Here is a 24,116-nt window from a genome sequence, read left to right as displayed (position 1 = left end):
TCGGGGATCTCGGGGTCTGTCGGTGCCCGCCCAGTCTGCCCCGGCGGGTCCCCCCCGGCGACAGCGCGCGCCGTGCGGCGGCAGGACGTCGGGGATGTGTCACCGATTTGTCCCACACCTGTCTGGGAAGACCGTCACAGCCGGCCTGACTCGCCCCGTCATCTGCCGGGGGCCGCCGGTAGAGTCGTGGGGCCGGGGCGACACGTCCCTGCCCCACCCGCCACCGCCTCCTGGTGCCGCACGACGGCCCACGAGGTGCGGAGCAACCGCGAGGGAGCGATCCCGACCGTGAAGGAGCACCCGTGAAGTACGCCGAGACCGTCCTCGACCTGGTGGGCGACACCCCCCTGGTGAAGCTCAACAAGGTCACCGAGGGCATCACGGCCACGGTGCTCGTCAAGGTCGAGTACCTCAACCCCGGCGGCTCCTCGAAAGACCGGATCGCGACGCGGATCATCGACGCGGCGGAGCGCGACGGCCTCCTCCTGCCCGGCGGCACCATCGTCGAGCCGACGAGCGGCAACACCGGCGTGGGCCTCGCGCTCGTCGCCCAGCAGCGCGGCTACCGCTGCGTCTTCGTGCTGCCCGACAAGGTCGGCGACGACAAGCGGAACGTGCTCAAGGCCTACGGCGCCGAGATCGTCGTCACCCCGACCGCCGTCGAGCCGTCGAGCCCCGAGTCGTACTACAGCGTGAGCGACCGGCTCGTCCGGGAGATCCCCGGGGCCTTCAAGCCGAACCAGTACGCGAACCCCGCCGGCCCGCAGAGCCACTACGAGACGACCGGTCCGGAGATCTGGCGCGACACCGAGGGCCAGGTGACCCACTTCGTGGCCGGCGTCGGCACCGGCGGCACGATCAGCGGCACGGGTCGCTACCTGAAGGAGGTGTCCGGAGGATCGGTCCAGATCATCGGCGCCGACCCCGAGGGCAGCGTCTACAGCGGCGGCACCGGCCGCCCCTACCTCGTCGAGGGCGTCGGCGAGGACTTCTGGCCCTCGGCCTACGACCCCACCGTCGTCGACCGCATCATCGCGGCGTCCGACGCCCGGTCGTTCGAGCTGACCCGCCGTCTCGCCCGCGAGGAGGGCCTGCTGGTCGGCGGGTCGTCCGGCCTCGCCGTCGCCGCGGCGCTCGACGTGGCCCGCGAGCTCGGTCCGGACGACGTCGTCGTCGTGCTGCTGCCCGACGGCGGACGCGGCTACCTGGGCAAGATCTTCAACGACGCCTGGATGCGCTCGTACGGCTTCGCCGACAGCGTCGACGGGCGCACGGTGCGCGACCTGCTCGCCTCCAAGACCGGCTCGCTGCCGGCCCTGGTGCACGCACACCCGTCCGACACCCTGCACGACGTGATCGGCATCATGACGACGTACGGCGTCTCGCAGATGCCGGTCCTCTCGGCCGAGCCCCCCGTCGTGATCGGCGAGGTCGTCGGCGCGGTCGAGGAGAAGACGCTGCTCGAGGCGGTCTTCGCGGGGGGAGCGAGCATGGGCGACGCGCTGTCGACCGTGGTCGGCGCCCCGCTGCCCCTGATCGGCATCAACGAGTCGGTCGAGAGCGCGCGCGCCGCCCTCGAGACCACCGACGCGCTGCTCGTCACCGCCGACGGCAAGCCCGCCGGGGTCGTCACCCGCCACGACGTCCTGGCCTTCCTCTCCGCCTGACGCGCGCTCCGCGCCGCACCTCGCGTCAGACTCCCCGTACCTGCTTCCCCGCATCACCGAAGGACACCCCATGAGCACCTCCGACCACGGCTTCTCGACCAGGGCCATCCACGCCGGCCAGGAGCCCGACGCGCGCACGGGCGCGGTCGTGCCGCCGATCTACCAGACGTCCACCTTCGTGCAGGACGGCATCGGCGGCTTCCGCGACGGCTACGAGTACGCCCGCTCGGCGAACCCCACCCGTGACTCGCTGCAGGAACTGCTGGCGTCGCTCGAGGGCGGCACCGCGGCCTTCAGCTTCGCGTCGGGCCTCGCGGCCGAGGACGCGCTGCTGCGCTCGGTCCTCCGCCCGGGCTCGCGCGTCGTGATGGGCAACGACGTCTACGGCGGCACGCACCGGCTGGTGAACCGGGTCTGGACGCCCTGGGGTGTCACCCTCGAGACGGTCGAGATGACCGACCTCGACGCCGTCCGTGCGGCGGTGCGTCCCGGCGAGACCGACGTGCTCTGGGTCGAGACCCCGAGCAACCCGCTGATGAAGGTCAGCGACGTCACGGCGCTCGCCGAGATCGGCCACGCGGCGGGGGCCCTCGTCGTCGTCGACAACACCTTCGCCTCGCCGGCGCTGCAGCAGCCCCTGGCCCTCGGCGCCGACGTCGTCGTGCACTCGACGACGAAGTACATCGGCGGGCACTCCGACGTCGTCGGCGGCGCCGTGGTCGTGCGCGACGACGAGCTCGCCGAGAAGATCGGCTTCGTGCAGTTCGGCGCGGGCGCGGTCTCGGCCCCGATGGAGGCCTGGCTCACGGTGCGCGGCATCAAGACGCTCGCGGTGCGCGTCGAGCGGCACTCGTCGAACGCCCTCGCGATCGCGCGGGAGCTCGAGGGGCACCCCGCGATCGAGCGCGTCTTCTACCCCGGCCTCGAGTCGCACCCGGGGCACGAGCTGGCCGCCCGCCAGATGAGCGCCTTCGGCGGGATGCTCTCCGTCTCGTTGACGGCGGGGGCCGCCGCGGCCCGCCGCTTCGCCGAGTCGACCGAGATCTTCCAGCTGGCGGAGTCGCTCGGCGGCGTCGAGTCGCTGATCGGCTACCCGACCGAGATGACGCACGCGTCCGTGCGCGGCACCGAGCTCGAGGTGCCCGACACCGTCGTCCGCCTGTCGGTCGGCATCGAGGACGTCGCCGACCTGCTCGCCGACGTGCGCCAGGCGCTCGACCGCGCGCAGGCCTGATCCCGAGGGGCGCCTCGACGGGGCGCCTCCTGGCAGGACCCGGCGTCGGAGGCGGCACCTAGGGTGAGAGCATGACGACGGCCCCCGAGAGCACCCTGCCCGCGGGCGGCGTGCTCTCGCCGGCGTACCGGCTGGCCACGCTCGGCATGGTGGCGCTGATCGGCATCGCGGCGTTCGAGTCGCTGGCGATCACCACGGTGATGCCGATCATCGCGCGCGAGCTCGACGGCGAGGCGCTCTACTCGGTCGCGTTCGCCGCCCCGCTGGCGTCGGGGGTCGTCGGCATGGTGGTGGCCGGCAACTGGGCCGACCGCAGCGGTCCCCGGGTCGTGGTCACCGCCTCCATGGTCCTCTTCGCGATCGGCCTCGCCATCGTCGGGACCGCGCCCGACATGGTCGTGCTGCTGCTCGGCCGTCTCGTGCAGGGGCTCGGCAGCGGCGCCGTCATCGTCGGCCTCTACGTCATGGTGTCGAAGCTGTACCCGCCGGCGCTGCACCCGTCGATCTTCGCCGGGTTCGCGGCGGCCTGGGTGGTGCCCGGCCTCGTCGGCCCCGTGGTCGCCGGCACCGTCGCCGAGCTGGCCAGCTGGCACTGGGTGTTCCTCGGCGCGGTCGTCGTCGCCCTGCCCGCCTTCGCCATGATCCTCCCGAGCCTCCGGCGCATCCCGCCCACCGTCCCTGCGCCAGGTGAGCCTCGCGTGCCCTGGAGCGGGGGGCGCATCGCGTGGTCGGTCGCCGCCGCGCTCGCCGTGATGGCTCTCAACCTGCTCTCCGAGCTGCCCCTCGCGGCGGCGGCCGCCGTCCTCGCCATGGCCGTGGTCGTGCTCGTCGTGGCGCTCCGCCCCTTGCTGCCGACGGGGGCCCTCGTGGCCGCCACCGGGGTGCCGGCCCTCGTGCTGCTGCGCGGCCTCGTGGGCGCCGCGTTCCTCGGCAGCGACGTGTACCTGCCCTACATGCTGTCGGCGCAGTACGGCTTCGCACCGGCCGCCTCCGGCATCACCCTCACGCTCGGCGCCGTCGCCTGGGCCGCCGCGAGCTGGGCTCAGGGGCGGCTCGGCGACCGGGTCGCCCAGCGGACCGGCATCCGCGTCGGCATCGTGCTGGTGCTCGTCGGCGTCCTCTCCGCCGGTGCGTCGGCCCTGGGGCACCTGCACCCGGCCGTCGTCATCACCGGCTGGGCCCTCGCCGGCGCGGGGATGGGCTTCATGTACCCGCGCTTCTCCGTCCTCGTGCTGCGCTGGTCGCGCGACGACGAGAAGGGCTTCAACAGCTCGGCCCTGACGATCGCCGACTCGTCGGGCTCGGCGATCGCGCTCGCCGTGACCGGGGCCGCGTTCCTCCAGCTCGGCGGCGCCGACGAGCCCGCCGCCTTCGTCGCGTGCTTCGCCGTCGCCGCGGTCGTGGCGCTCACCGCGCTGCTGGTGAGCGGTCGCGGGGCGCCGCGCGGTCGCTGAGCGCGGCTCCTCGCCCCTCGGTCGAGGGGTGCCCGTCGAAGTCTGCATAATGGTCTGCAGCGCGCGATGTGTACGGTCACATCGCCGATCAGCGATGGAGCGACGTGAAGCACGAGGTCGAGAAGGTGCGCGCGCCGAACATCCGCGACGTCGCGGCCCTCGCGGGCGTCTCGTACCAGACGGTGTCGCGGGTCCTCAACGACAGCCCGAGCATCCGCCCCGCGACGCGGCAGCGCGTGCTCGACGTCATCGACCAGATCGGCTACCGCCCGAACCAGGCCGCCCGGGCGCTGTCGACGAGCCGGTCGAAGGCCATCGGCGTGCTCACCCTGCAGAACGTCCACTTCGGGCCGCAGACCATGGTCAACGCCATCGAGGTGGAGGCGCGGGCGGCCGGGTACCGGCTCAGCATCGCCAGCACGTCGCGCGCCGACGACGACGTGCGGGCGAGCGTCGACCTGCTGAGCAACCAGGCGGTGGAGGCGATCATCGTCATCGCGCCGCAGCGCAAGTTCTTCGCCGTGCTCGACGAGCTCGAGCTGAGGGTGCCGATCGTCGCGCTCGACTCGTCGCCGCGCACCAACGCGCACAGCCTCGCCGTCGACCAGCACGCCGGCGCCCGACTGGCCACGCGTCACCTGATCGACCTCGGGCACAAGCACATCGTCCACGTCGCGGGCCCCCAGGACTGGATCGAGGCCGACGAGCGGATGCAGGGCTTCCTCTACGAGATGGCCGAGGCCGACCTCTCCGTCGAGCCGCCGATCCTCGGCGACCTGACGGCCGACTTCGGCTACCTCGCCGGGCGAGAGCTGCTGAGGCGACGTGACTTCACCGCCGTCTTCTCGGCGAACGACCTCATGGCGGTCGGGCTGCTGCACGCGTTCCGCGAGGCCGGGGTCGACGTGCCGCGGGAGGTCAGCGTCGTCGGGTTCGACGACTCGCCGACCGCTCCCCACCTCTGGCCGCCGCTCACGACGGTCCGCCAGGACTTCGCGCTGATCGGTCGCCGCGCCGTCGAGCTCGTCGTCGCCGAGCTCGACGGCAAGCCCGTCGAGGGGCGCACCCTGATCGCGCCAGAGCTCGTGGTCCGGGGCTCGACGGATCGTCCCTGGTTCCTCTAGGAGGAGGCCTCGCACTCCTGTCGGGCGGCGGCCGGGCATCCTCCCGAGGGCGCGGCGACACGCGGTGGACCGAGGCATTTGACAGGGACCCCCGCCGGGATTAGCTTTGCTCCAGTCGCGGTGTGAACGGTCACATCCCGAGTCTCACAGGCCCTCCCGAAGGGCCTGGACCGGGGCGACGAGAGAAGACGATGGTTCCCGCCGGCCCTGGCCGACGGTGACGACGACGAAGTCGATACATGGAGGTCAGCGTGCGCGCAGCACAGATCACGATGAGCGGGAGCCGCGGGGGTGCCGGCCGTGGCCGTTGACTCTCCCGTCATCCTCGAGATGCGCTCCATCACGAAGGAGTTCCCGGGCGTCAAGGCGCTCGACGACGTGTCGATGCAGGTGCGCGCCGGCGAGGTCCACGCGATCTGCGGCGAGAACGGCGCCGGCAAGTCGACGCTGATGAAGGTCCTCTCGGGGGTCTACCCCTTCGGCACCTACGCCGGCGACATCGTCTACCAGGGCGACGTGATGAAGTTCCGCGACATCAAGTCCAGCGAGTCGTCCGGCATCGTCATCATCCACCAGGAGCTCGCGCTGATCCCCGAGCTGTCGATCACCGAGAACATCTTCCTCGGCAACGAGCCGACCCGCTTCGGCGCCATCGACTGGCCCGCCGCCAAGACCCGCGCCGTCGACCTGCTCGCGCGCGTCGGCCTGAAGGACGACCCCGACACGGCGATCAAGAACCTCGGCGTCGGCAAGCAGCAGCTCGTCGAGATCGCCAAGGCACTGAACAAGAACGTCAAGCTGCTCATCCTCGACGAGCCCACCGCGGCCCTCAACGAGGCCGACTCGCAGCACCTGCTCGACCTCATCCGCGGCCTGAAGGGCCGCGGCATCGCGTCGATCATGATCAGCCACAAGCTCAACGAGATCGAGGCCATCGCCGACTCGATCACGATCATCCGCGACGGCAAGACGATCGAGACCCTCGACGTCCAGGCCGACGGCGTCAACGAGGACCGCATCATCCGCGGCATGGTGGGTCGCAACCTCGCGAGCCGCTTCCCGGACCGCACCCCCTCGATCGGCGAGGTGTTCTTCGAGGTCAAGGACTGGTGGGTCCGCCACCCGCAGACCGCCGAGCGCTTCGTCTGCAAGGGCTCGTCGATCACCGTCCGCAAGGGCGAGATCGTCGGCCTCGCCGGCCTCATGGGCGCCGGCCGCACCGAGCTGGCCATGAGCATCTTCGGCCGGTCGTACGGACAGTTCGTCTCCGGCGAGATCGTCAAGGACGGCGAGCGCATCGAGATCAAGAACGTCCGCGACGCCATCGACCACGGGCTCGCTTACGTCTCCGAGGACCGGAAGGTGCTCGGCCTCAACCTGCTCGACGACATCAAGCGCTCGACCGTGGCGGCCAAGCTCGGCAAGATCTCGCGCGCCTCCGTCGTGAACACCTATGAGGAGCACTCGATCGCCGAGGAGTACCGCAAGAGCCTCCGCGTCAAGACGCCCACCGTCGACGAGGGGGTCGCGAAGCTCTCCGGCGGCAACCAGCAGAAGGTCGTGCTGGCGAAGTGGATGTTCACCGACCCCGACCTGCTCATCCTGGACGAGCCGACCCGCGGCATCGACGTGGGCGCCAAGTTCGAGATCTACAACATCATCAACCAGCTCGCAGCCCAGGGGAAAGGCGTGATCGTCATCTCGTCCGAGCTCCCCGAGCTGCTGGGGCTCTCCGACCGGATCTACACGATCTTCGAGGGCACCGTCACCAACGAGATCGACGCGGCGGACGCCGACGCCGAGACGCTCATGCGCACCATGACGTCGAAGAAGAAGGAGCAGGCCGCATGAGCGGAATCAAGGACCTGAAGAAGGTGTTCGGCGGCAACACGTCGAACGCCCGGCAGTTCGGCATGATCGCGACGCTCGTCGTGGCCATCCTGATCTTCCAGATCCTCACGGGCGGGCTCACGCTGAACCCGACCAACCTGATCGCCCTGGTCAGCCAGTACTCGTACATCCTGATCCTCGCCATCGGCATGGTCATGGTCATCGTCGCCGGCCACATCGACCTCTCGGTCGGCTCGGTCGCCGCGTTCTCGGGGATCATGGTCGCGACGTCGATGACGAGCTGGAACTTCCCCTGGCCCGTCGCCATCGTCTTCGGCCTCGTCGTCGGCGCGGCCATCGGCGCCTGGCAGGGCTTCTGGGTCGCCTACGTCGGCGTGCCCGCCTTCATCGTGACGCTGGCCGGCATGCTGCTCTTCCGCGGCGCGAACCAGTTCGTCGGCAACGCCGACACGCTGCCCGTGCCCGAGGGCTTCACCGTCATCGGCGCCGGCTACCTGCCCGAGTGGGGCCCGAACACGGGCTACAACAACTCGACCCTGCTGCTCGGCGTCCTGCTGGCCGCGGTCGTGGTCTGGCGCGAGTTCCGCCTCCGCCGGGTGCAGCGCACCATGGGCTCCGACATGGCGCCCGTGTGGGTCAGCCTCGTCAAGGTCGCCGTGCTCGTCGCGATCATCATCTACGCCGCGACCCTGTTCGGCGGCGGCCGCCCCGGCACCTCGTTCCCGATCTCGGGCATCATCCTCGGCGTGCTCGTGCTGGTCTACGGCTTCGTGACGCAGAACACGATCTTCGGCCGCCACATCTACGCGGTCGGCGGCAACGCCCACGCCGCCGAGCTGTCGGGCGTCAATGCGAAGCGCGTCAACTTCTTCGTGATGATGAACATGTCGATCCTGGCCGCGCTGGCGGGCATGATCTACGTCGCCCGGGCCGGCGCCTCCGGCCCCCAGGACGGCCTGAACTGGGAGCTCGACGCGATCGCCTCCGTCTTCATCGGCGGCGCGGCCGTCGCCGGCGGCATCGGGACCGTGACGGGCTCGATCGTCGGTGGTTTCGTGATCGCCGTGCTGAACAACGGCCTGCAGCTCATGGGCGTCGGCTCGGACAAGGTGCAGATGATCAAGGGCCTCGTGCTGCTGATCGCCGTGGCCGTCGACGTCTACAACAAGAGCCAGGGCCGACCGTCCATCACGGGCTTCCTGACCCGCGGCCTCCGTCGCGACAAGGACGGCATCGCCGCACCTGCCGCGTCGGTCGAGACCTCGACCGCCGGCCGCCAGTCCGGCGTCGGCTCGACGACCGACGCCCCCGCCGGCGCCGTGCACCCGAACGGCGACCTGACCGACGTGCAGCGACCCAAGTCGACCACGCCCAACTAGACCCGCACCGCCGCGTGCCCGTCCACCGACGGCCGGGCTCGCATTCCCCGGGAGCACCAGTTCCCACACCTGCAACCCCCCTACAAGAAAGTAGACACAGCATGCGCAAAATCGCGCTGGCGACCATGGCGGTCGCCGCAGCAACGACGCTGATCCTGAGCGGCTGCTCGAACTCGGCTCGCACCGACCCCGGTGCGTCTGACGCGGCCTCCGGCTTCGAGCAGGGCTCGACCATCGGCGTGGCCCTGCCCGCGAAGACCAGCGAGAACTGGGTCCTCGCCGGCGACCTGTTCACCGACGGCCTCACCGAGGCGGGCTTCAAGCCCGACGTGCAGTACGCGGCCGCCTCCGGCACCGTCGCGAACCAGCAGGAAGAGATCCAGTCGATGGTGACCAAGGGCGCGAAGGTGATCATCATCGGCGCGGCCGACGGTGCTCAGCTCGGCACCCAGGTCAAGGCCGCGCACGACGCCGGCGCCGTCGTCATCGCCTACGACCGCCTCATCCTCAACACCGAGGACGTCGACTACTACGTCGCCTACGACAACTTCAAGGTCGGCGAGCTCCAGGGCCAGGCCCTGCTCGACGGCATGGCGGCCAAGAAGCCCGAGGGCCCGTACAACGTCGAGCTGTTCTCCGGCTCGTCCGACGACGCCAACTCGAAGGTCTTCTTCGACGGCGCGATGAGCGTCCTGCAGCCGGCCATCGACGACGGCACCGTCGTCGTCGCCTCCGGCCAGACCGACATCAAGCAGACGGCGACCGACGGCTGGAAGGCCGAGAACGCCCAGCGCCGCATGGACTCGCTGCTCACCAGCACCTACACGGACAAGGAGCTCGACGGCGTCCTGAGCCCCAACGACACCCTGGCCCGCGCCATCATCACCTCGGTGCAGGGCGCCGGCAAGGACGTCCCGGTCGTCACCGGTCAGGACTCCGAGGTCGAGTCGGTGAAGTCGATCATGGAGGGCGTGCAGTACTCCACCATCAACAAGGACACCCGCGCGCTGGTCACGCAGGCCATCGACATGGTGACCTCGCTGTCCGAGGGCGACAAGGCCGAGACGAACGACGACGAGTCGTACGACAACGGCTCGAAGATCGTGCCCGCGTTCCTGCTGCCCCCGCAGATCGTCACCAAGGAGAACGCCGCTGAGGCGTACGCCAACGACCCCACCCTGGGCCCGCTGACGAAGTAGCACCACCCGCACCACCCGCACCACCACGAGAGCCGATCGCCCTGCACCGGGGCGGTCGGCTCTCGCCGTTCCCGACCAGTACGGTGGTGCCGTGACGGCAGGGGACGAGGAGGCGACGGTCGCGACCCCGCACCCGGTCACGATCGAGCTGCTGCTCGCGTCGCCCCGCTCCCGCTACGTCGGCCGCCCCGCCGACGGGCCCGAGCCGCCTCCGGCCGGGCCCGAGCTGCACGAGAGCATCGAGCTCCGCGCCGGCCTCGGGATCGTCGGCGACCGCTACTTCGCGAAGCCCGCGCACCGGGGCGCGTCGGTGACGCTGTTCGCGGCCGAGTCCCTCGAGACGGTCGCGCGCCTCCTCGGCCTCGACGAGCCGCTCGACGCGGCCGCCACCCGGCGCAACGTCGTCACGCGCGGTCTCGACGTCGACGCGCTGCGGGGACGCACGATCAGTCTCGACACCGGCGACGGCCCGGTCCTTCTGCGCGTGAACCGGCCGGCGAACCCGTGCGCCTGGATGGACCACGTGCTCGCTCCCGGAGCGTTCCGGGCCATGCGGGGGCTCGGCGGGATGCGCTGCGAGCCGCTGACGGACGGCGTGCTGCGGCTCGGCCCTGCCCTGGTCGAGATCGACCCGAGAGACCCGCGAGACCGGCCAGGCCTGCGCGCTTCCTAGCCGCGCGAGGAGGCGGCGGTCACTGCCACCAGGACGGCGTCATGGCGGCCATCGTGTCGAGCAGCGCCTTGCGGCTGGTGCGCTTGCCCCGCAGCCAGGCCTCGATGGCCCCGACGAGGGCGTGGGCGAACCAGCCGGCGGCGATGTGGACCGACAGCCCCTCGGGCAGCGAGCCCTCGGGGAGCCGCTCGATGTGCTGCAGGGACGAGGTCTCGAAGTGGCCGGCGAGCGCCTGGTGGATCGACGCGTCCAGCGCGTCGGGCAGCGCGAGCCGGTACATGTCGCGGTAGCGGACGACGTGGTCGACGACGCGCTCGATGGCCCGGCTGGTGAACTCCGCGCCGTCGGCACCGGACGAGGCCGCGCGGGCGGCCTGGTCGTCGAGCCGGATCTGGTCGAGCTCCGGCGTGATGACGTCGGTCAGCAGGCCGCCCGGCGACGTCGCGTGGCTGTAGAACGTCGCACGGTTGATCCCTGCGGCCCGCGTGACGTCGGCCACCGTGATGGTCGACACGGGCTGCTTCGACGCGAGCTCGACGATGGCGCCGTGCAGCGCCTTGGTCGTCTGGACGATGCGGGCGTCGACCATGGAGGCCTCCTGGATGTCGTGCCGTGGCCGCGGCGGGGGCCCCGGCTGAGCCGATCCTAGTGGTGCTCGACAGCCGTCGGCCTCGGCGACGCCGTGTCGCGAAGTCGGACTCCGTCGCGAGGCGGAGGCCGGGACGGAGGCCCTGTCGGCGGGGCCGAGGCGGGGCTACGATCGATGTCGACCACGCCCGTCGTCCGTGCGCAGCGTCACCCCTCCCACCCACCACCACGTCCAGGTCGCACGGTGTCGGATCGAACCGATTCGAGCGCGCCTGGCCGGCCCTGTCGTGAGGACACCCCCGTGAGCATCGTCGTCCACCCCGGTGACGCCCTGACCCGCCGCCAGAGGCTCGTCTACGTGATCGTCCTGGGCGCGCTGACCGCGCTCGGCCCGCTCACGATCGACCTCTACCTGCCGGCCTTCCCGTCGCTCGAGGACGACCTGGGCGTCACCGCGGGCCTCGTGCAGCTCACCCTCACGGCGACGACGATCGGCTTCGGGGTCGGGCAGCTGCTCGTCGGCCCCTGGAGCGACAAGGTCGGTCGCCGCCTGCCCCTCATCGTGGCCACCGCCGTCCACATCGGCGCCAGCATCGGTGCCGCCGCCGCACCCGACATCACGTGGCTCGCGGTCTTCCGCGTCCTGCAGGGCATGGGCGCCGCGGCCGGCGGCGTCGTCGCCATGGCGACCGTGCGCGACCTGTTCGGCGGCCTGCCGCTCGTGCGCATGCTGTCCCGCCTCGCGCTCGTCACCGGCCTCGCGCCCGTGCTCGCCCCGGTCGTCGGCTCGCAGCTGCTCCGGTTCACCGACTGGCGCGGCATCTTCTGGTTCCTCGTCGCCTACGGCGTGCTCATCCTGCTCGCGGCGATCTTCCTCATCGTCGAGACCCTGCCCGAGTCGGCCCGCCACGGCGCCGGCCACACGACCCTCCGGCAGCGCTACAAGGCGCTCTTCAGCGACCGCGTCTTCGTCGGCGTCGCGCTGATCGGCGCCATGGTCTTCTCGGGCCTCTTCACGTACCTGTCGGCCTCGTCGTTCCTCTTCCAGGACGTCTACGGCCTCGACGCCCAGCAGTACGGCTACCTCTTCGCGGTCAACTCGCTCGGCATCGTCGTCGGCGTCCAGGTCAGCTCGCGTCTCGCCCGTCGGGTTCCCCCGGCGTACATCCTCGCGGGGTCGACGACCGTGCTGATCGTCAGCGCCGGGCTGATCGTGCTGCTCGACTCGCTGCACGTGGGGCTGCTCGGCATCCTCGTGCCGCTCTGGTTCTTCATCGCGGCGTGCGGCTTCACGTTCCCGCAGGTGCAGGTGCTGGGCCTCGCGAACCACGGTGCCGAGGCCGGCACGGCGGCGTCCCTGCTCGGGGCCCTCAACTTCGGCCTCGCCGGCATCATCTCGCCGGTCGTCGGGTTCCTCGGGATCGACACCGCCGTGCCGATGGGCAGCGTGATGATGGTCACCTCGGCGGTGGCGATCCTCAGCCTGTGGCTGCTGGTGCGGCCACGCAGCGTCCCGGCGCTCGCGCACTAGGCCGGGCCGAGGAGGCGCGGAGCAGCCCCAGGAGGCGCCGGCCGACCCGGCCGGGCCGCGCGGCACCTCCGTCGGTACTGTCGGCGGATGGACACCTCGCCCCTCGCCCCCAAGCCGGCCACCCCGCGGGAGGCGACCGTCGCGCGTCGCGTGCAGCGCCGGTGGTGGGTCTTCAGCGCGCTCGGCGCGATCGGGATCGTGCTGCTGATCGGCGTGGTCGTGACGGCGAGGGCGGGGCGTCTCGGCATCGACGAACGGTTCATGAACGAGCTCGTCGAGCACCGCAGCGACTTCTGGATCGCCCCGGCCCTCGTCTTCGACACGGTCGGGGCAGGGCTGATCGGCGTCTTCGTCGTGCCGATCGGCGTCGCCGTGGTCTTCCTGCTCCGGCGGCGCCCGTGGGCGGCGCTGTACTGGATCTGCGCCTGCGCCCTGAGCGCCGGTGTCGTCCAGGTGATCAAGCACACCTTCGGGCGGGCGCGGCCGACCGAGATCCTCGTGGTGAGCGACTACGGCTCGTTCCCGTCGGGCCACACCGCCAACGCGGCGACCCTCGCCTTCGTGCTCGGCGTCGTGCTCCGCCGTGTCTGGGTCTGGGCGGCCGGCGTCGTCTGGACCGTGCTGATGCTGCTCAGCCGCACGTACCTCGGGGCGCACTGGCTGACCGACACGATCGGCGGACTGCTGATCGGCGCCGGCGTCGCGGTCGTCCTCTGGGCCCCGGTCGCCCACCGGCTGCTCGACGAGCAGGAGCGGGTCAGGGGCCGCGGCTGGGCGTGGCAGACGCGCGTCGGTGCGGGTGCCTAGGCTGACCCCATGACCGACCCCCTCGACCAGGCCAGGGCGGAGGCCGCCGCGGCGGTCGCCGCCGCCGAGCAGGCGAAGCGCGACGCGGAGGCGGCGCTGGCGCGGGCCGAGCAGCTCGCGGCCGAGGCCGAGGCGGCGGCGCAGGAGGCGGGCGAAGCCGAGCGGGACGCACCGGCAGCAGCGGCAGCGCCGGGGGCAGGGGCGACCGATCCGGTCGACGACGCCCGTCCCGCCGATGTGACGACCGCCTCCTCGAGTCCGCTCTCGTCCGGTGCCGTCGACGCGGTGCGGGCCGGCTACGCCACCGAGGGCCCGGCCCTCGAGATCGGCTCGCTCGTCAACGGCGACGCGCTCGCCGACGTCCCCGTGCGGATCCCGCTCGGCATGCTGAACCGGCACGGCCTGATCGCGGGCGCGACGGGCACGGGCAAGACGAAGACGCTGCAGGTGCTCGCCGAGCAGCTGTCCGCGGCGGGCGTGCCCGTCTTCGCGGCCGACGTGAAGGGCGACCTCTCCGGCCTCGCCGCCCCCGGCGAGTCGAGCGAGAAGCTGCTCGCGCGCACCCGCGGCATCGGCCAGGACTGGACGCCCCTCGCGGCCCCGGCCGAGTTCTTCTCGCTCGGCGACGGCGGCCCGGGCGTCCCGGTGCGGGCGACGGTGAGCGGCTTCGGGCCGATCCTCCTCAGCAAGGTGCTCGGCCTGAACGACACGCAGGAGTCGAGCCTCGGCCTCGTCTTCCACTACGCCGAGCAGGCGGGGCTGCCGCTGCTCGACCTCGCCGACCTGCGCAGCGTGCTCACCTACTTGACGAGCGACGACGGCAAGGCCGAGCTCGCCGAGCTCGGCGGCCTCAGCAAGGCGACCGTCGGGGTGGTGCTGCGCGAGCTGATCACCTTCGCCGACCAGGGCGCCGACGCCTTCTTCGGCGAGCCCGAGATCGACACGGCCGTGTTCCTCCGCACCGCGGCCGACGGTCGCGGCGTCGTCAGCCTGCTCGAGCTGCCCGGCGTCCACGACCGGCCGGCGTTGTTCTCGACGTTCCTGATGTGGCTGCTGGCCGACCTGTACAACGACCTCCCCGAGGTGGGCGACCTCGACCGGCCGAAGCTCGTGTTCTTCTTCGACGAGGCCCATCTGCTCTTCTCGGGTGCCTCGGACGCGTTCCTCGACCAGGTGACGCGCACCGTGCGGCTGATCCGGTCGAAGGGCGTCGGCATCGTCTTCGTCACGCAGACCCCGAAGGACGTGCCCGGCGACGTCCTCGCGCAGCTCGGCTCACGGATCCAGCACCAGCTGCGGGCCTTCACGCCCGACGACGCCAAGGCGCTGCGGGCCACCGTCTCGACCTACCCGACGAGCGACTACGACCTCGGGGCCGTGCTGACCAGCCTGGGAACGGGGGAGGCGGTCGTCACCGTGATGAACGAGAAGGGCGCGCCCAGCCCGGTCGCGTGGACGCGGGTCCGGGCGCCCCAGGGTTCCATGTCGCCGTTGCCGGCCGACGAGATGGCCGCCCAGGTGGCTGCCTCGCCGCTCTGGCCCGTCTACGGCACGCCGGTCGACCGCGACTCCGCGCGCGAGATGCTGGCCCGCAAGCTCGAGGCCGCCGCGCTGCGTCGTCGCGAGCTCGACGAGGCGACCGCGCGCGACGAGGCCCTCGTGCTCCAGGCGAAGGAGGCGGCGGCCCGGGAGAAGCACGACGCCGCAGCCCTCAAGGCGGCCGAGAAGGAGCGGAGGGCCGCCCAGGCCGAGTACGAGCGACAGCAGCGCGAGTTCGAGAAGGCCGAGCGGGCCGCCGCGTCGACGAGGGCGCGGCGGGCTGGTGGCTCGACCCGCTCCTCCTCGGGTTCGTCATCGGGGCGGGGGCGTGCGGGCGGCGGCGGCGCCGGCGGCGTGCTCGGCGACGTGCTCGGCTCGAGCGCGGGCAAGACGATCGTGCGCGAGGTCGTCAAGGGGATCTTCGGGACCCTGCGCCGGCGCTGAGCCCGGCGGGGCGCGGTCCTCGGCAGCGCGACGGTCCCGGAGCGCTGCCGCGAGGAGGGAGCGCTCAGCCCGTGAAGGCCTGCCAGACGAGCGCCAGCAGGCCCGTCGCGACGGCGAAGGCGACCACGACGAGCGTGGTGCTGAGCCACCGGCGACCCTCGTACCACGATCGGCTCTCGGGCCAGGTGCGGTAGAACTCGGCACCCGACATCGGCCGCGAGACGGTCGTCACGGCGCTGCCGAGCGCATCGGTGACGGCGGTGATCGCCTCGTCGGGCCAGTAGCCGCCCCGCATGCGGAAGAGGACCTCGCCGTCGTGGCCGAGGGCGATCAGCTGCGGCAGGGTCTCCGTCGAGGCGCCGCGGTAGGTGCGCGCGACGAGGACGGTCGCGACGGCGTCGCGGGGGAGCCGCACGCTGCCCGGCAGCCAGCCGCGCTTGAAGAACTCGGTCGAGCTGACGCCGGCGTAGGAGACCCGGAAGCGCCAGTACATGAGGAGCCCCACGACGACCGCGACGTCGGCGACCCACAGCACGGCCGGCCACCGGCCCGTCGGCCAGGTCAGCCAGAGCAGGGCGCCGAGCACGGGCACGAGGCTGAAGACGGCGGTGAGCACGGCTGTCCGGGCGATCGTGCGCCGGGGCACGGCGATCACCTCGAAGTCGTCGCGCGCGACGCCAGTCACCATGTCAGCCCCCTCGGCCGTCGGCTGCCTCCCCCCTCAGAGAGGACGGCCGTCTCCCGACGGCCTGCCGTGGCACCGATCATAAGGGAGGCGCCCCACGGGCCGGACCGCTCTGTCCGGTCCGCGAAAGCGCGGCGCGGCGTCCTCCCGGCGTCGGTGGCCGGTGTGTGCCCGACTGCCGCGTCAGCGGTCGCGCAGCTTCTCGAGGTCGCGGCGTTCGCGCTTCGTCGGCCGACCGGCACCCCTGTCCCGGACCGCCACCACGGCGGTCTCCTCGCGCGGGGGAGGAGGGGGCGTCAGGTCGTTCATCGCCTCAGCGGCGACGGAGGCGCCGACCCGCTTCACGAGGCAGGTGCGGACCACGAGGATCCGGTCGAACCCGGCCACGCGCACCCGGACCTCGTCGCCGGGCCGGACCGACTGCGACGCCTTGACCCGCTCGCCGTTCACCCGGACGTGCCCGGCGCGGCAGCCCGCCGTCGCCGCCGAGCGCGTCTTGTAGACGCGGACCGCCCACAGCCAGCTGTCGACGCGGGCGGAGGCGGGGGAGTCCATCCGACGATGCTACGTCGGGCCGGCCGCGCGCCGCGTGCCCGCCGCCGCCTCTTCGGTCCGCCGCCCGTCGTCGGTGCGTCCGCAGGACCCCGTGCGGTCCGCTACCATGGACGAGGTCGTGCGCCAGTGATGCTGTCGCTCGCCCTGGAGGATTCGCCTAGTGGCCTATGGCGCACGCTTGGAAAGCGTGTTGGGTGCAAGCCCTCAGGGGTTCGAATCCCCTATCCTCCGCGTCGCGATGGCCCTCCCCTTCGGGAGGGCCATCGCTCGTCCTCCTCTGGTTCGCCCTGCGGGCGACACGAGAAAGGCCCTCCCCTCCGGGAGGGCCGGTAGTGCGTTCGTGTCTGTAGGCGGCCGTTGGCACCCCTCGGACCCGCGCGCACCCGGGCGCGCGCTCGAGGGTGTGCGCGGGTTCCGAGGGTCCCGACGCGTCCGCGGGCGGGACGGGCCTAGGAGGCGGCGGTGCCGTCCAGCATCAGGGTCATGTACCGCAGGTCGAGCCAGCGGCCGAACTTCACGCCGACCTCGCGCAGCAGCCCCGCGTCCTCGAAGCCGAGCGACCGGTGCAGGCGCACCGAGCCCTCGTTGCCGGCCTCGACGAGGGCGACCATGACGTGGTGACCGGCCTCCGCGGCCCCGGCGACCAGCGCCTCCAGCAGGCTGCGGCCGATGCCGGCCCCCTGGTGCCCCTCGCGCACGTAGACGCTGTTCTCGACCGTGTGGCGGTAGCCGTCCTTGGCGTGGAACGGGCCGAAGCTCGCGTACCCGACGACGAGGTCGCCCTCGACGGCGACGATCGCGGCCGTGCCCGGGCGGCTGTGGGCGGCGAGCCAGTCGCGGCGGCCCTGCAGGTCGGGCTCCACGTCGGTCCAGATGGCGGTCGAGCGGGCGACGGCGTCGGCGTGGATCTCGAGGACCCCCGGCAGGTCGGACTCGGCGGCAGGGCGGATGATCACGGCACGATCATAGGAGGGGCCGAGCCCTGCGAGGACCCGGGCGCGTGCGGACCGACCCTGTGAACCGTCGGAGGCGCCGGACCGACCCGAGGACGCCCGCGTAGGTTCTGGTCATGACTGACGACACCTACACCGCGTCCTTCCTCGGCGACGACGGCCAGGAGGCCCGCACCGAGCAGCTCGAGTCGATCGGCGGCCAGCCGCAGAAGAGCCTCGTCCGTCCCGCGGCCGACGGCGGCGACGACGTCAACTGGGAGCTCGACCCCGACACCTCGACCGAGGGCAACGCGGTGTACCGCTCGCTCGGCGTCGCGCAGCACGACTACTCCTGAGTCGTCGAGCCACGGGGACCGGATGACCAGGTCCCACCGAAGGCCGCCGCGGGCGTAACATATCGCCACGGCGCGCCCGCGCCTCGACAGCAGACCGCGCACGACGGCGTGCGCACAGGAGGCGCTCGTGACCACACGACGTGACGGATCCCGCTCGGTGCTCCGCAAGAAGCCCGTGCAGCAGATCGAGGACGAGACCGGGGGCACCGGCCTCTTCAAGAGCCTGGGCCTGTGGCAGCTGACGGCCATCGGCGTCGGCGGCATCATCGGCGTCGGCATCTTCTCCCTGGCGGGGCTCGTCGCCCACGGCGACGACGCGAACCCGGGCGTCGGCCCGGCCGTGCTGTTCTCGTTCCTGATCGCCGGCCTCGCGAGCGCCGCGGCAGCCCTCTCCTACGCCGAGTTCGCCGGGATGATCCCGCGGGCCGGCTCCGCCTACACCTACGGCTACGTCGCCCTCGGCGAGATCATCGGCTGGTTCATCGGCTGGGACCTGCTGCTCGAGTACGTCGCGATCGTGGCCGTTGTCGCGATCGGCATCTCGGGGTACTTCGACGCGTTCCTCTCGGGGCTCGGGCTGCACCTCCCCGACGCGATCGCCTCGACGCCCGACGCGGGGCAGGGCGGCGTCGTCAACCTGCCGGCGATCGTCGTCTGCCTGGTCGTCACCTTCATCCTCAGCCGGGGCTCGAAGGCGTTCGGCCGCTTCGAGATCGTCGCCGTCGGCATCAAGGTGCTGCTCGTGCTGTTCATCATCGGCATCGGCCTGTTCCACCTGAGCGCCGAGAACTTCTCGCCCTTCGTGCCGAACGGCTTCGGCCCGGTCTTCACCGGGGCCGCGACCGTCTTCTTCGCCGTCTTCGGCTACGACGCGATGAGCACCGCGGCCGAGGAGAGCGTCGACGGCAAGAAGCACATGCCGAAGGCGATCATCCTGTCGCTGATCATCGCGATGATCCTCTACGTCGCCGCGACCCTGGTGCTCACCGGCATGCAGGACTACCGCGAGATCGACCCGGCCGCGGGCTTCGCCTCGGCGTTCAGCAGCGTGGGCCTGCCGGTGGTGGCGACGATCATCTCGGTGTTCGCCGTCATCTCGATCCTCACCGTCATGCTGACGTTCCTGCTCGGCGTCACGCGCGTCTGGTTCTCGATGAGCCGCGACGGCCTGCTGCCCGGCTGGTTCGCGCGCACCGACCGCAAGGGCGTCCCGCAGCGAGTGACGTGGATCGCCGGCATCGCCTCAGCGCTGCTCGCCGGGGTGTTCCCCATCCGCGCCGTCGCCGACCTGACGAACATCGGCATCCTCGCCGCGTTCGTCGTCGTCTGCGTCGCGGTCATCGTGTTCCGCTACCGGAAGCCCGACGAGCCGCGCACGTTCCGCCTGCCGTTCATGCCCTTCGTCCCGGCCTTCGGGGTGCTGGCGAGCGGGTTCCTCATCTCGCAGCTGCACTGGGAGACCTGGCTGCGCTTCGGCATCTGGCTGGTCGTCGGCCTCGCCCTCTACTTCGGCTACGGCAGGAAGCACTCGCTGCTGGACCCGGACAGCCCACGCCTGCCGCGCTGACCTCCCCGGCGCCTCCGAGCCCGCCGGACGTAGGCTGGGCGACGTGTCCACCCGCATCTACATCACGTCCGCAGAAGGCCACACCGGCAAGTCGACGATCGCCCTCGGCGTCCTCGACACCCTGAGCCACGAGGTCGGCCGGGTGGGGGTGTTCCGTCCCGTGGCGCGGTCGACGCGCGAGCGCGACTACGTCCTGGAGCTGCTGCTCGCCCACGACAGCGTCGACCTCGACTACGAGGAGTGCGTCGGCGTCACCTACGACGACGTGCACCGCGACCCCGACGCGGCGCTCGCCGCCATCGTCAGCCGGTTCTCCGCCGTCGAGCGGCAGTGCGACGCGGTCGTCGTGATCGGCTCCGACTACACCGACGTCGGCAGCCCCACCGAGCTGTCGTTCAACGCCCGGGTGGCCGCCAACCTCGGCGCCCCCGTGCTGCTCGTCCTCGGCGGCCGCAGCGCCGCCGACGGCACGACCCCGCGTACCGGCGCGGACATGCGCCAGGTGGCCGAGGTCACGACGGCCGAGCTGCGCAACGAGCACGCCAGCCTGCTCGCCGTCGTCGCGAACCGGGTCGAGCCCGACCACCTCGACGACGTCGTCCGGGGCATCGGCCAGGCGCTGGCGGCGAGCCCCTCGGGTGCCGTGCCCGTCTGGGCGCTGCCGGAGGACCGCCTCCTCGTGGCCCCCACCGTGCGCGCCGTGCTCGAGGCGACCGGCTCGACCTTCGTGCGCGGCGACGAGGCCCTGCTCGACCGCGAGGTCGAGGGCGTCGTCGTCGCCGCCATGTCGATGGAGAACGTGCTGCCCCGCCTGATCGAGGGCGCCGTCGTCGTCGTGCCGGGGGACAGGTCGGACGTGCTGGTGGCGACGGTGCTCGCTCACGCGTCCGAGACGTTCCCCTCGCTCGCGGCCGTCGTGCTGAACGGCGGCTTCGCCCTGGCGCCCCAGGTCGACCGGCTCGTCGAGGGACTCGGCAGCACGCTGCCGATCGCCCACAACGAGCTCGGCACCTACGACACGGCGCTCGCCATCACCCAGACCCGCGGGCGTCTCGCCGCCGACTCGCCCCGCAAGTACGACCTCGCCCTCTCGCTGTTCGAGACGCACGTCGACGGGGCCGAGCTGCTGCGGCTGCTCGAGGTCAGCCCGTCGGGGGTCGTCACGCCCCTGATGTTCGAGCACCAGCTGCTCGAGCGGGCGCGCAGCGTGAAGAAGCACATCGTGCTGCCCGAGGGCGGTGACGACCGCATCCTCCGTGCGGCGTCGACCCTGCTGCAGCGCGGCGTGGCCGATCTCACGCTCCTCGGCGACGAGACCGTCATCCGGGCACGCGGCGCCGAGCTCGGCCTCGACCTGGCCGACGCCCGCGTGCTCGACCCCTTCGACGCCAGCCTGCAGGTGCAGTTCGCCGCCGAGTACGCGAAGCTGCGGGCGCACAAGGGCATCTCCGCGAGCATGGCGATGGACACGGTCACCGACGTCTCGTACTTCGGCACGATGATGGTCAAGCTCGGCCTCGCCGACGGCATGGTCTCGGGCGCGGCGCACACGACGGCCCACACCATCCGTCCCGCGTTCGAGGTGATCAAGACGGTGCCGGGCGTCGGCGTCGTCTCGAGCGTGTTCCTCATGGCGCTCGCCGACCGGGTGCTGGTCTACGGCGACTGCGCCGTCATCCCCGACCCGACCGCCGAGCAGCTCGCCGACATCGCGATCTCGTCGGCCGAGACCGCCGTGCAGTTCGGCATCGAGCCCCGCGTGGCCATGCTCAGCTACAGCACGGGCGACAGCGGCTCGGGCGCCGACGTCGAGAAGGTCCGCGCCGCGACGGCGCTGGTGCGCGAGCGCCGCCCCGACCTGCTCGTCGAGGGACCAATCCAGTACGACGCCGCGGCCGACCCGGTCGTGGCCGCCGCGAAGATGCCCGACTCCGCGGTCGCGGGCCGGGCGACCGTGTTCATCTTCCCCGACCTGAACACGGGCAACAACACGTACAAGGCCGTGCAGCGGAGCGCGGGAGCGGTCGCGATCGGGCCCATCCTGCAGGGCCTCCGCAAGCCGATCAACGACCTCTCGCGCGGCGCGCTCGTGGGCGACATCGTCAACACCGTGGCCATCACCGCCATCCAGGCAGGCACCGAGGCCGCCGCCGCCGAGACCTCCACCACCACCGAAGGGAACACCCCGTGAGCGCAGTGCTCGTCGTCAACTCCGGCTCGTCGTCGTTCAAGTACCAGCTGATCGAGCTGGACGACGAGACGACGCTCGCGTCGGGGCTGGTCGAGCGGATCGGGGAGGCGGTGGGCCAGACCCGGCACCGCAACCACCTGACGGGTGCCGAGAGCAGCAACGACTCGCAGCCGATCGCCGACCACGCGGCCGGCTTCGAGGCGATGATGGCCGCCTTCGCCGCGCAGGGCCCCTCCTTCGACGAGCACCCGCCGACGGCCGTCGGCCACCGGGTCGTGCACGGGGGAGTGGACTTCGACCGGGCCACCCTCGTCACCGACGAGGTGGAGAAGGCCATCGATCGCCTCTCCGCGCTGGCGCCGCTCCACAATCCCGCGAACCTGCAGGGCATCAAGGCCGCGAAGGAGGCGTTCGCCGACGTGCCCCACGTGGCGGTGTTCGACACGGCGTTCCACCAGACGCTGGCCCCTGCCGCGTACACCTACGCGATCGACGCAGAGCTGGCCGAGAAGCACCACGTGCGCCGGTTCGGCTTCCACGGCACCTCGCACAAGTACGTGTCCGAGAAGACCGCCGAGTTCCTCGACCGCCCGCTGGCCGAGCTCAAGATCATCGTCCTCCACCTCGGCAACGGCGCCTCCGCCGCGGCGATCGACGGCGGCCGCTCGATCGAGACGAGCATGGGCATGACGCCCCTCGAGGGGCTCGTCATGGGCACGCGGTCCGGCGACATCGACCCGGCAGCCGTCTTCCACCTGCACCGCGAGGCGGGCCTCGACTTCGACGAGCTCGAGACCCTGCTCAACAAGGGCAGCGGCCTGCTCGGCCTCACCGGCAGCGGCGACATGCGCGACGTGCAGGACAGCGCCTCGCGCGGCGACGCCGTGTCCGAGTCGGCGCTGGCCGTCTACCGCCACCGCATCCGCCACTACGTCGGCGCCTACGTCGCGCAGCTCGGCGGCCTCGACGCGGTCGTCTTCACCGCGGGGGTCGGCGAGAACAACGCGCTGCTGCGGCGCCGCACGCTGGCCGGGCTCGACTTCTTCGGCATCCGGGTCGACGACGACCGCAACGAGCTGGCCTCGCGCGACGCCCGACGCATCTCGCCCGAGGGAGCGTCCGTCGACGTGCTCGTCGTCCCCACGAACGAGGAACTCGAGATCGCCCGGCAGGCCGCCGCGCTCCGCTGAGCCCGGCGCCGGCGATCACGGTCTCCGTGCCGGACGACGAGAGAGGCCCCGGAGGCGCACGTCGCGCCTCCGGGGCCTCTCTCGTCGCCGGAGGGGCAGCCCCCTGCGTCGACCTCAGTACTTGATCGTGGCGAGCGCGTCCGAGACCGGGGTCTCGCCCGAGACGAGCTCGAACTGTGTCTTCACCGCCGTGCCCTCGATGATCGCGGTGGCGATCACCTCCGCCACGTCGGCGCGGGAGACCGTGCCGCGCTCGACGGACTGGCCCACCGTGACCTGTCCGGTGCCCGGGTTGTCGGTGAGGCCGCCGGGGCGCACGACGGTCCAGTCGAGGCCGTCACGCGCGCGCAGGTCGGCGTCGGCCTCGCTCTTCGCGCGCATGTACACCTGGTAGACCGCGTCGTCGTCCTCGGCGGGCAGCTGGGCCTTCTCGGGGTCGAAGTCGTCCGTGCCGATGGCCGACACCATCACGTAGCGGGCGACGCCCGCCTTCTCCGCCGCGTCGGCGAGCAGGATCGCGCCGTCACGGTCGATGGTGAGCTTGCGCTCCGCACCGCTGCCGCCCCCGCCGCCGGCCGCGAACACCACGGCGTCGGCACCGTCGAGGTGGCCCGCGAGGGTCTCGACGTCGGTCTGCTCCAGGTCGAGGACGAGCGCACGGGCACCCGCAGTCTCGAGGTCGGACGTGTGGTCGGGGTTGCGGACGATGCCCACCGGGTCGTGCCCGGCGTCGGCGAGTCGGCGTTCGAGGAGCTGGGCGATCTTGCCGTGTCCTCCGGCGATGACGATTCTCATGCATCCAGGGAACACCCCGTGTCGCGCAGACCACCCAGGAGCCGCTAAACTTCTCGAGGCTCCTCACGTGGCGCCATCCAGGCCAACTCCCCCAGGGCGGAAACGCAGCAAGGGCAACCGGGCTCTGGCGGGTGCGTGAGGGGTCTTTCCTTTTGCGCGCCGCCGCCCCTGCGGCGCTTCGGCGCGGCGTCCTGCCTGGTGCGGACGGGACCAGCCGGTCACCTTCCCGAGACGGCGCGCCGCTGCCCCCGCGGCGCTTCGGCGTGGCCTCACGCCTGGTGGCGACGGGACCAGCCGGTCACGTTCCCGAGACGGTCGCCGCCGCCCCTGCGGCGCTTCGGCGCGGCCTCGTGCC

20 protein-coding genes, 1 tRNA gene and 1 other RNA gene are annotated in these 24,116 nt (G+C 71.9%); 17 read left to right on the top strand and 5 right to left on the bottom strand.

The features are described from left to right. The first annotated feature begins 302 nt into the window (after nt 1-302). The 8 genes from ITJ48_RS05570 (at nt 303) to ITJ48_RS05535 (ending at nt 10,581) form a co-directional block, all read left to right on the top strand. Entirely contained in the window at nt 303-1,667 is a 1,365-nt protein-coding gene (locus ITJ48_RS05570; RefSeq protein ID WP_194612739.1) for a cystathionine beta-synthase, read from the top strand. Between the two features lie 70 nt (nt 1,668-1,737). Then, on the top strand, nt 1,738-2,901 hold the full coding sequence (locus tag ITJ48_RS05565; protein WP_194612738.1) for a cystathionine gamma-synthase: 1,164 nt from the start codon (nt 1,738-1,740) through the stop codon (nt 2,899-2,901). Nucleotides 2,902-2,972: 71 nt separating this feature from the next. Continuing rightward, entirely contained in the window at nt 2,973-4,355 is a 1,383-nt protein-coding gene (locus ITJ48_RS05560) for an MFS transporter (protein ID WP_194612737.1), read from the top strand. Between the two features lie 104 nt (nt 4,356-4,459). Then, nucleotides 4,460-5,479, top strand: coding sequence for a LacI family DNA-binding transcriptional regulator (locus tag ITJ48_RS05555; RefSeq protein ID WP_194612736.1), 1,020 nt, complete (start codon nt 4,460-4,462; stop codon nt 5,477-5,479). 330 nt (nt 5,480-5,809) lie between these two features. Beyond that, on the top strand, nt 5,810-7,330 hold the full coding sequence (gene mmsA, locus ITJ48_RS05550; RefSeq protein WP_192169509.1) for a multiple monosaccharide ABC transporter ATP-binding protein: 1,521 nt from the start codon (nt 5,810-5,812) through the stop codon (nt 7,328-7,330). A 5-nt stretch (nt 7,331-7,335) separates the two neighbouring features. Next, nucleotides 7,336-8,709 carry a multiple monosaccharide ABC transporter permease gene (gene mmsB / locus ITJ48_RS05545; RefSeq protein ID WP_370544851.1) on the top strand — a complete coding sequence of 458 codons (1,374 nt, stop codon included), beginning with the start codon at nt 7,336-7,338 and terminating at the stop codon, nt 8,707-8,709. Between the two features lie 101 nt (nt 8,710-8,810). Beyond that, nucleotides 8,811-9,908, top strand: coding sequence for a sugar-binding protein (locus tag ITJ48_RS05540; protein WP_194612734.1), 1,098 nt, complete (start codon nt 8,811-8,813; stop codon nt 9,906-9,908). Between the two features lie 91 nt (nt 9,909-9,999). Beyond that, a complete protein-coding gene (locus tag ITJ48_RS05535) occupies nt 10,000-10,581 on the top strand; it encodes an MOSC domain-containing protein (RefSeq protein WP_370544783.1) in 582 nt (193 codons plus the stop codon). Nucleotides 10,582-10,600: 19 nt separating this feature from the next. Here the strand turns inward: ITJ48_RS05535 and ITJ48_RS05530 are convergent, their stop codons facing one another. Then, complete coding sequence (locus ITJ48_RS05530; protein ID WP_194612733.1) at nt 10,601-11,170, bottom strand: TetR/AcrR family transcriptional regulator; 570 nt, start codon at nt 11,168-11,170, stop codon at nt 10,601-10,603. Between the two features lie 300 nt (nt 11,171-11,470). On the opposite strand from ITJ48_RS05530, the gene ITJ48_RS05525 reads away from it, so the two are divergent. From ITJ48_RS05525 to ITJ48_RS05515, 3 genes are all read left to right on the top strand, one after another. After that, nucleotides 11,471-12,700 carry a multidrug effflux MFS transporter gene (locus ITJ48_RS05525; RefSeq protein WP_370544782.1) on the top strand — a complete coding sequence of 410 codons (1,230 nt, stop codon included), beginning with the start codon at nt 11,471-11,473 and terminating at the stop codon, nt 12,698-12,700. 87 nt (nt 12,701-12,787) lie between these two features. Then, nucleotides 12,788-13,507: a phosphatase PAP2 family protein gene (locus ITJ48_RS05520; RefSeq protein ID WP_194612732.1), complete on the top strand. Its 720-nt coding sequence runs from the start codon at nt 12,788-12,790 to the stop codon at nt 13,505-13,507. A 9-nt stretch (nt 13,508-13,516) separates the two neighbouring features. After that, the gene (locus tag ITJ48_RS05515) at nt 13,517-15,490 is read left to right on the top strand and encodes a helicase HerA-like domain-containing protein (RefSeq protein WP_194612731.1); all 1,974 of its coding nucleotides are present in this window, start codon (nt 13,517-13,519) and stop codon (nt 15,488-15,490) included. Nucleotides 15,491-15,554: 64 nt separating this feature from the next. Here ITJ48_RS05515 and ITJ48_RS05510 read toward each other — a convergent pair whose 3' ends face one another. Continuing rightward, nucleotides 15,555-16,178, bottom strand: a complete 624-nt coding sequence (locus ITJ48_RS05510; protein WP_194612730.1) for a hypothetical protein — start codon at nt 16,176-16,178, stop codon at nt 15,555-15,557. 180 nt (nt 16,179-16,358) lie between these two features. Continuing rightward, on the bottom strand, nt 16,359-16,730 hold the full coding sequence (locus tag ITJ48_RS05505) for an RNA-binding S4 domain-containing protein (protein ID WP_194612729.1): 372 nt from the start codon (nt 16,728-16,730) through the stop codon (nt 16,359-16,361). Nucleotides 16,731-16,876: 146 nt separating this feature from the next. Between ITJ48_RS05505 and ITJ48_RS05500 the strand changes: the two genes are divergently transcribed. Next, nucleotides 16,877-16,961, top strand: a tRNA-Ser gene (locus ITJ48_RS05500). 218 nt (nt 16,962-17,179) lie between these two features. Here the strand turns inward: ITJ48_RS05500 and ITJ48_RS05495 are convergent. Continuing rightward, a complete protein-coding gene (locus tag ITJ48_RS05495) occupies nt 17,180-17,686 on the bottom strand; it encodes a GNAT family N-acetyltransferase (RefSeq protein WP_192042139.1) in 507 nt (168 codons plus the stop codon). A 113-nt stretch (nt 17,687-17,799) separates the two neighbouring features. On the opposite strand from ITJ48_RS05495, the gene ITJ48_RS05490 reads away from it, so the two are divergent. The 4 genes from ITJ48_RS05490 (at nt 17,800) to ITJ48_RS05475 (ending at nt 22,966) form a co-directional block, all read left to right on the top strand. After that, entirely contained in the window at nt 17,800-18,018 is a 219-nt protein-coding gene (locus ITJ48_RS05490; RefSeq protein ID WP_192169332.1) for a hypothetical protein, read from the top strand. Nucleotides 18,019-18,145: 127 nt separating this feature from the next. Next, nucleotides 18,146-19,585, top strand: coding sequence for an amino acid permease (locus ITJ48_RS05485; protein WP_194612728.1), 1,440 nt, complete (start codon nt 18,146-18,148; stop codon nt 19,583-19,585). Between the two features lie 43 nt (nt 19,586-19,628). Next, nucleotides 19,629-21,776: a phosphate acetyltransferase gene (gene pta / locus ITJ48_RS05480; protein ID WP_194612727.1), complete on the top strand. Its 2,148-nt coding sequence runs from the start codon at nt 19,629-19,631 to the stop codon at nt 21,774-21,776. Beyond that, the gene (locus tag ITJ48_RS05475; RefSeq protein ID WP_194612726.1) at nt 21,773-22,966 is read left to right on the top strand and encodes an acetate kinase; all 1,194 of its coding nucleotides are present in this window, start codon (nt 21,773-21,775) and stop codon (nt 22,964-22,966) included. The genes pta and ITJ48_RS05475 overlap by 4 nt, the downstream gene beginning before the upstream one ends. 114 nt (nt 22,967-23,080) lie before the next feature. Here the strand turns inward: ITJ48_RS05475 and ITJ48_RS05470 are convergent, their stop codons facing one another. Then, entirely contained in the window at nt 23,081-23,761 is a 681-nt protein-coding gene (locus tag ITJ48_RS05470) for an SDR family oxidoreductase (protein WP_194612725.1), read from the bottom strand. Nucleotides 23,762-23,815: 54 nt separating this feature from the next. Here ITJ48_RS05470 and ffs point away from each other — a divergent pair. Continuing rightward, nucleotides 23,816-23,912: signal recognition particle sRNA small type (gene ffs / locus ITJ48_RS05465), an RNA gene on the top strand. Nucleotides 23,913-24,116: the final 204 nt, after the last annotated feature.

Source organism: Frigoribacterium sp. VKM Ac-2530 (genome assembly GCF_015350835.1).
GTDB lineage: Bacteria > Actinomycetota > Actinomycetes > Actinomycetales > Microbacteriaceae > Frigoribacterium.
Note: the sequence above shows the minus strand (reverse complement) of the source record. Positions and strands in the feature narration are given on the sequence as shown.

Excerpts from the sequence above, each read along its gene's own strand:
- ITJ48_RS05490 (WP_192169332.1), top strand. The coding sequence starts at position 17,800 with ATGACTGACGACACCTACACCGCGTCCTTCCTCGGCGACGACGGCCAG.
- ITJ48_RS05470 (WP_194612725.1), bottom strand. The coding sequence starts at position 23,761 with ATGAGAATCGTCATCGCCGGAGGACACGGCAAGATCGCCCAGCTCCTC.
- ITJ48_RS05505 (WP_194612729.1), bottom strand. The coding sequence starts at position 16,730 with ATGGACTCCCCCGCCTCCGCCCGCGTCGACAGCTGGCTGTGGGCGGTC.
- ITJ48_RS05560 (WP_194612737.1), top strand. The coding sequence starts at position 2,973 with ATGACGACGGCCCCCGAGAGCACCCTGCCCGCGGGCGGCGTGCTCTCG.
- ITJ48_RS05515 (WP_194612731.1), top strand. The coding sequence starts at position 13,517 with ATGACCGACCCCCTCGACCAGGCCAGGGCGGAGGCCGCCGCGGCGGTC.
- ITJ48_RS05510 (WP_194612730.1), bottom strand. The coding sequence starts at position 16,178 with ATGGTGACTGGCGTCGCGCGCGACGACTTCGAGGTGATCGCCGTGCCC.
- mmsA (WP_192169509.1), top strand. The coding sequence starts at position 5,810 with ATGCGCTCCATCACGAAGGAGTTCCCGGGCGTCAAGGCGCTCGACGAC.
- ITJ48_RS05565 (WP_194612738.1), top strand. The coding sequence starts at position 1,738 with ATGAGCACCTCCGACCACGGCTTCTCGACCAGGGCCATCCACGCCGGC.
- ITJ48_RS05520 (WP_194612732.1), top strand. The coding sequence starts at position 12,788 with ATGGACACCTCGCCCCTCGCCCCCAAGCCGGCCACCCCGCGGGAGGCG.
- ITJ48_RS05530 (WP_194612733.1), bottom strand. The coding sequence starts at position 11,170 with ATGGTCGACGCCCGCATCGTCCAGACGACCAAGGCGCTGCACGGCGCC.
- ITJ48_RS05540 (WP_194612734.1), top strand. The coding sequence starts at position 8,811 with ATGCGCAAAATCGCGCTGGCGACCATGGCGGTCGCCGCAGCAACGACG.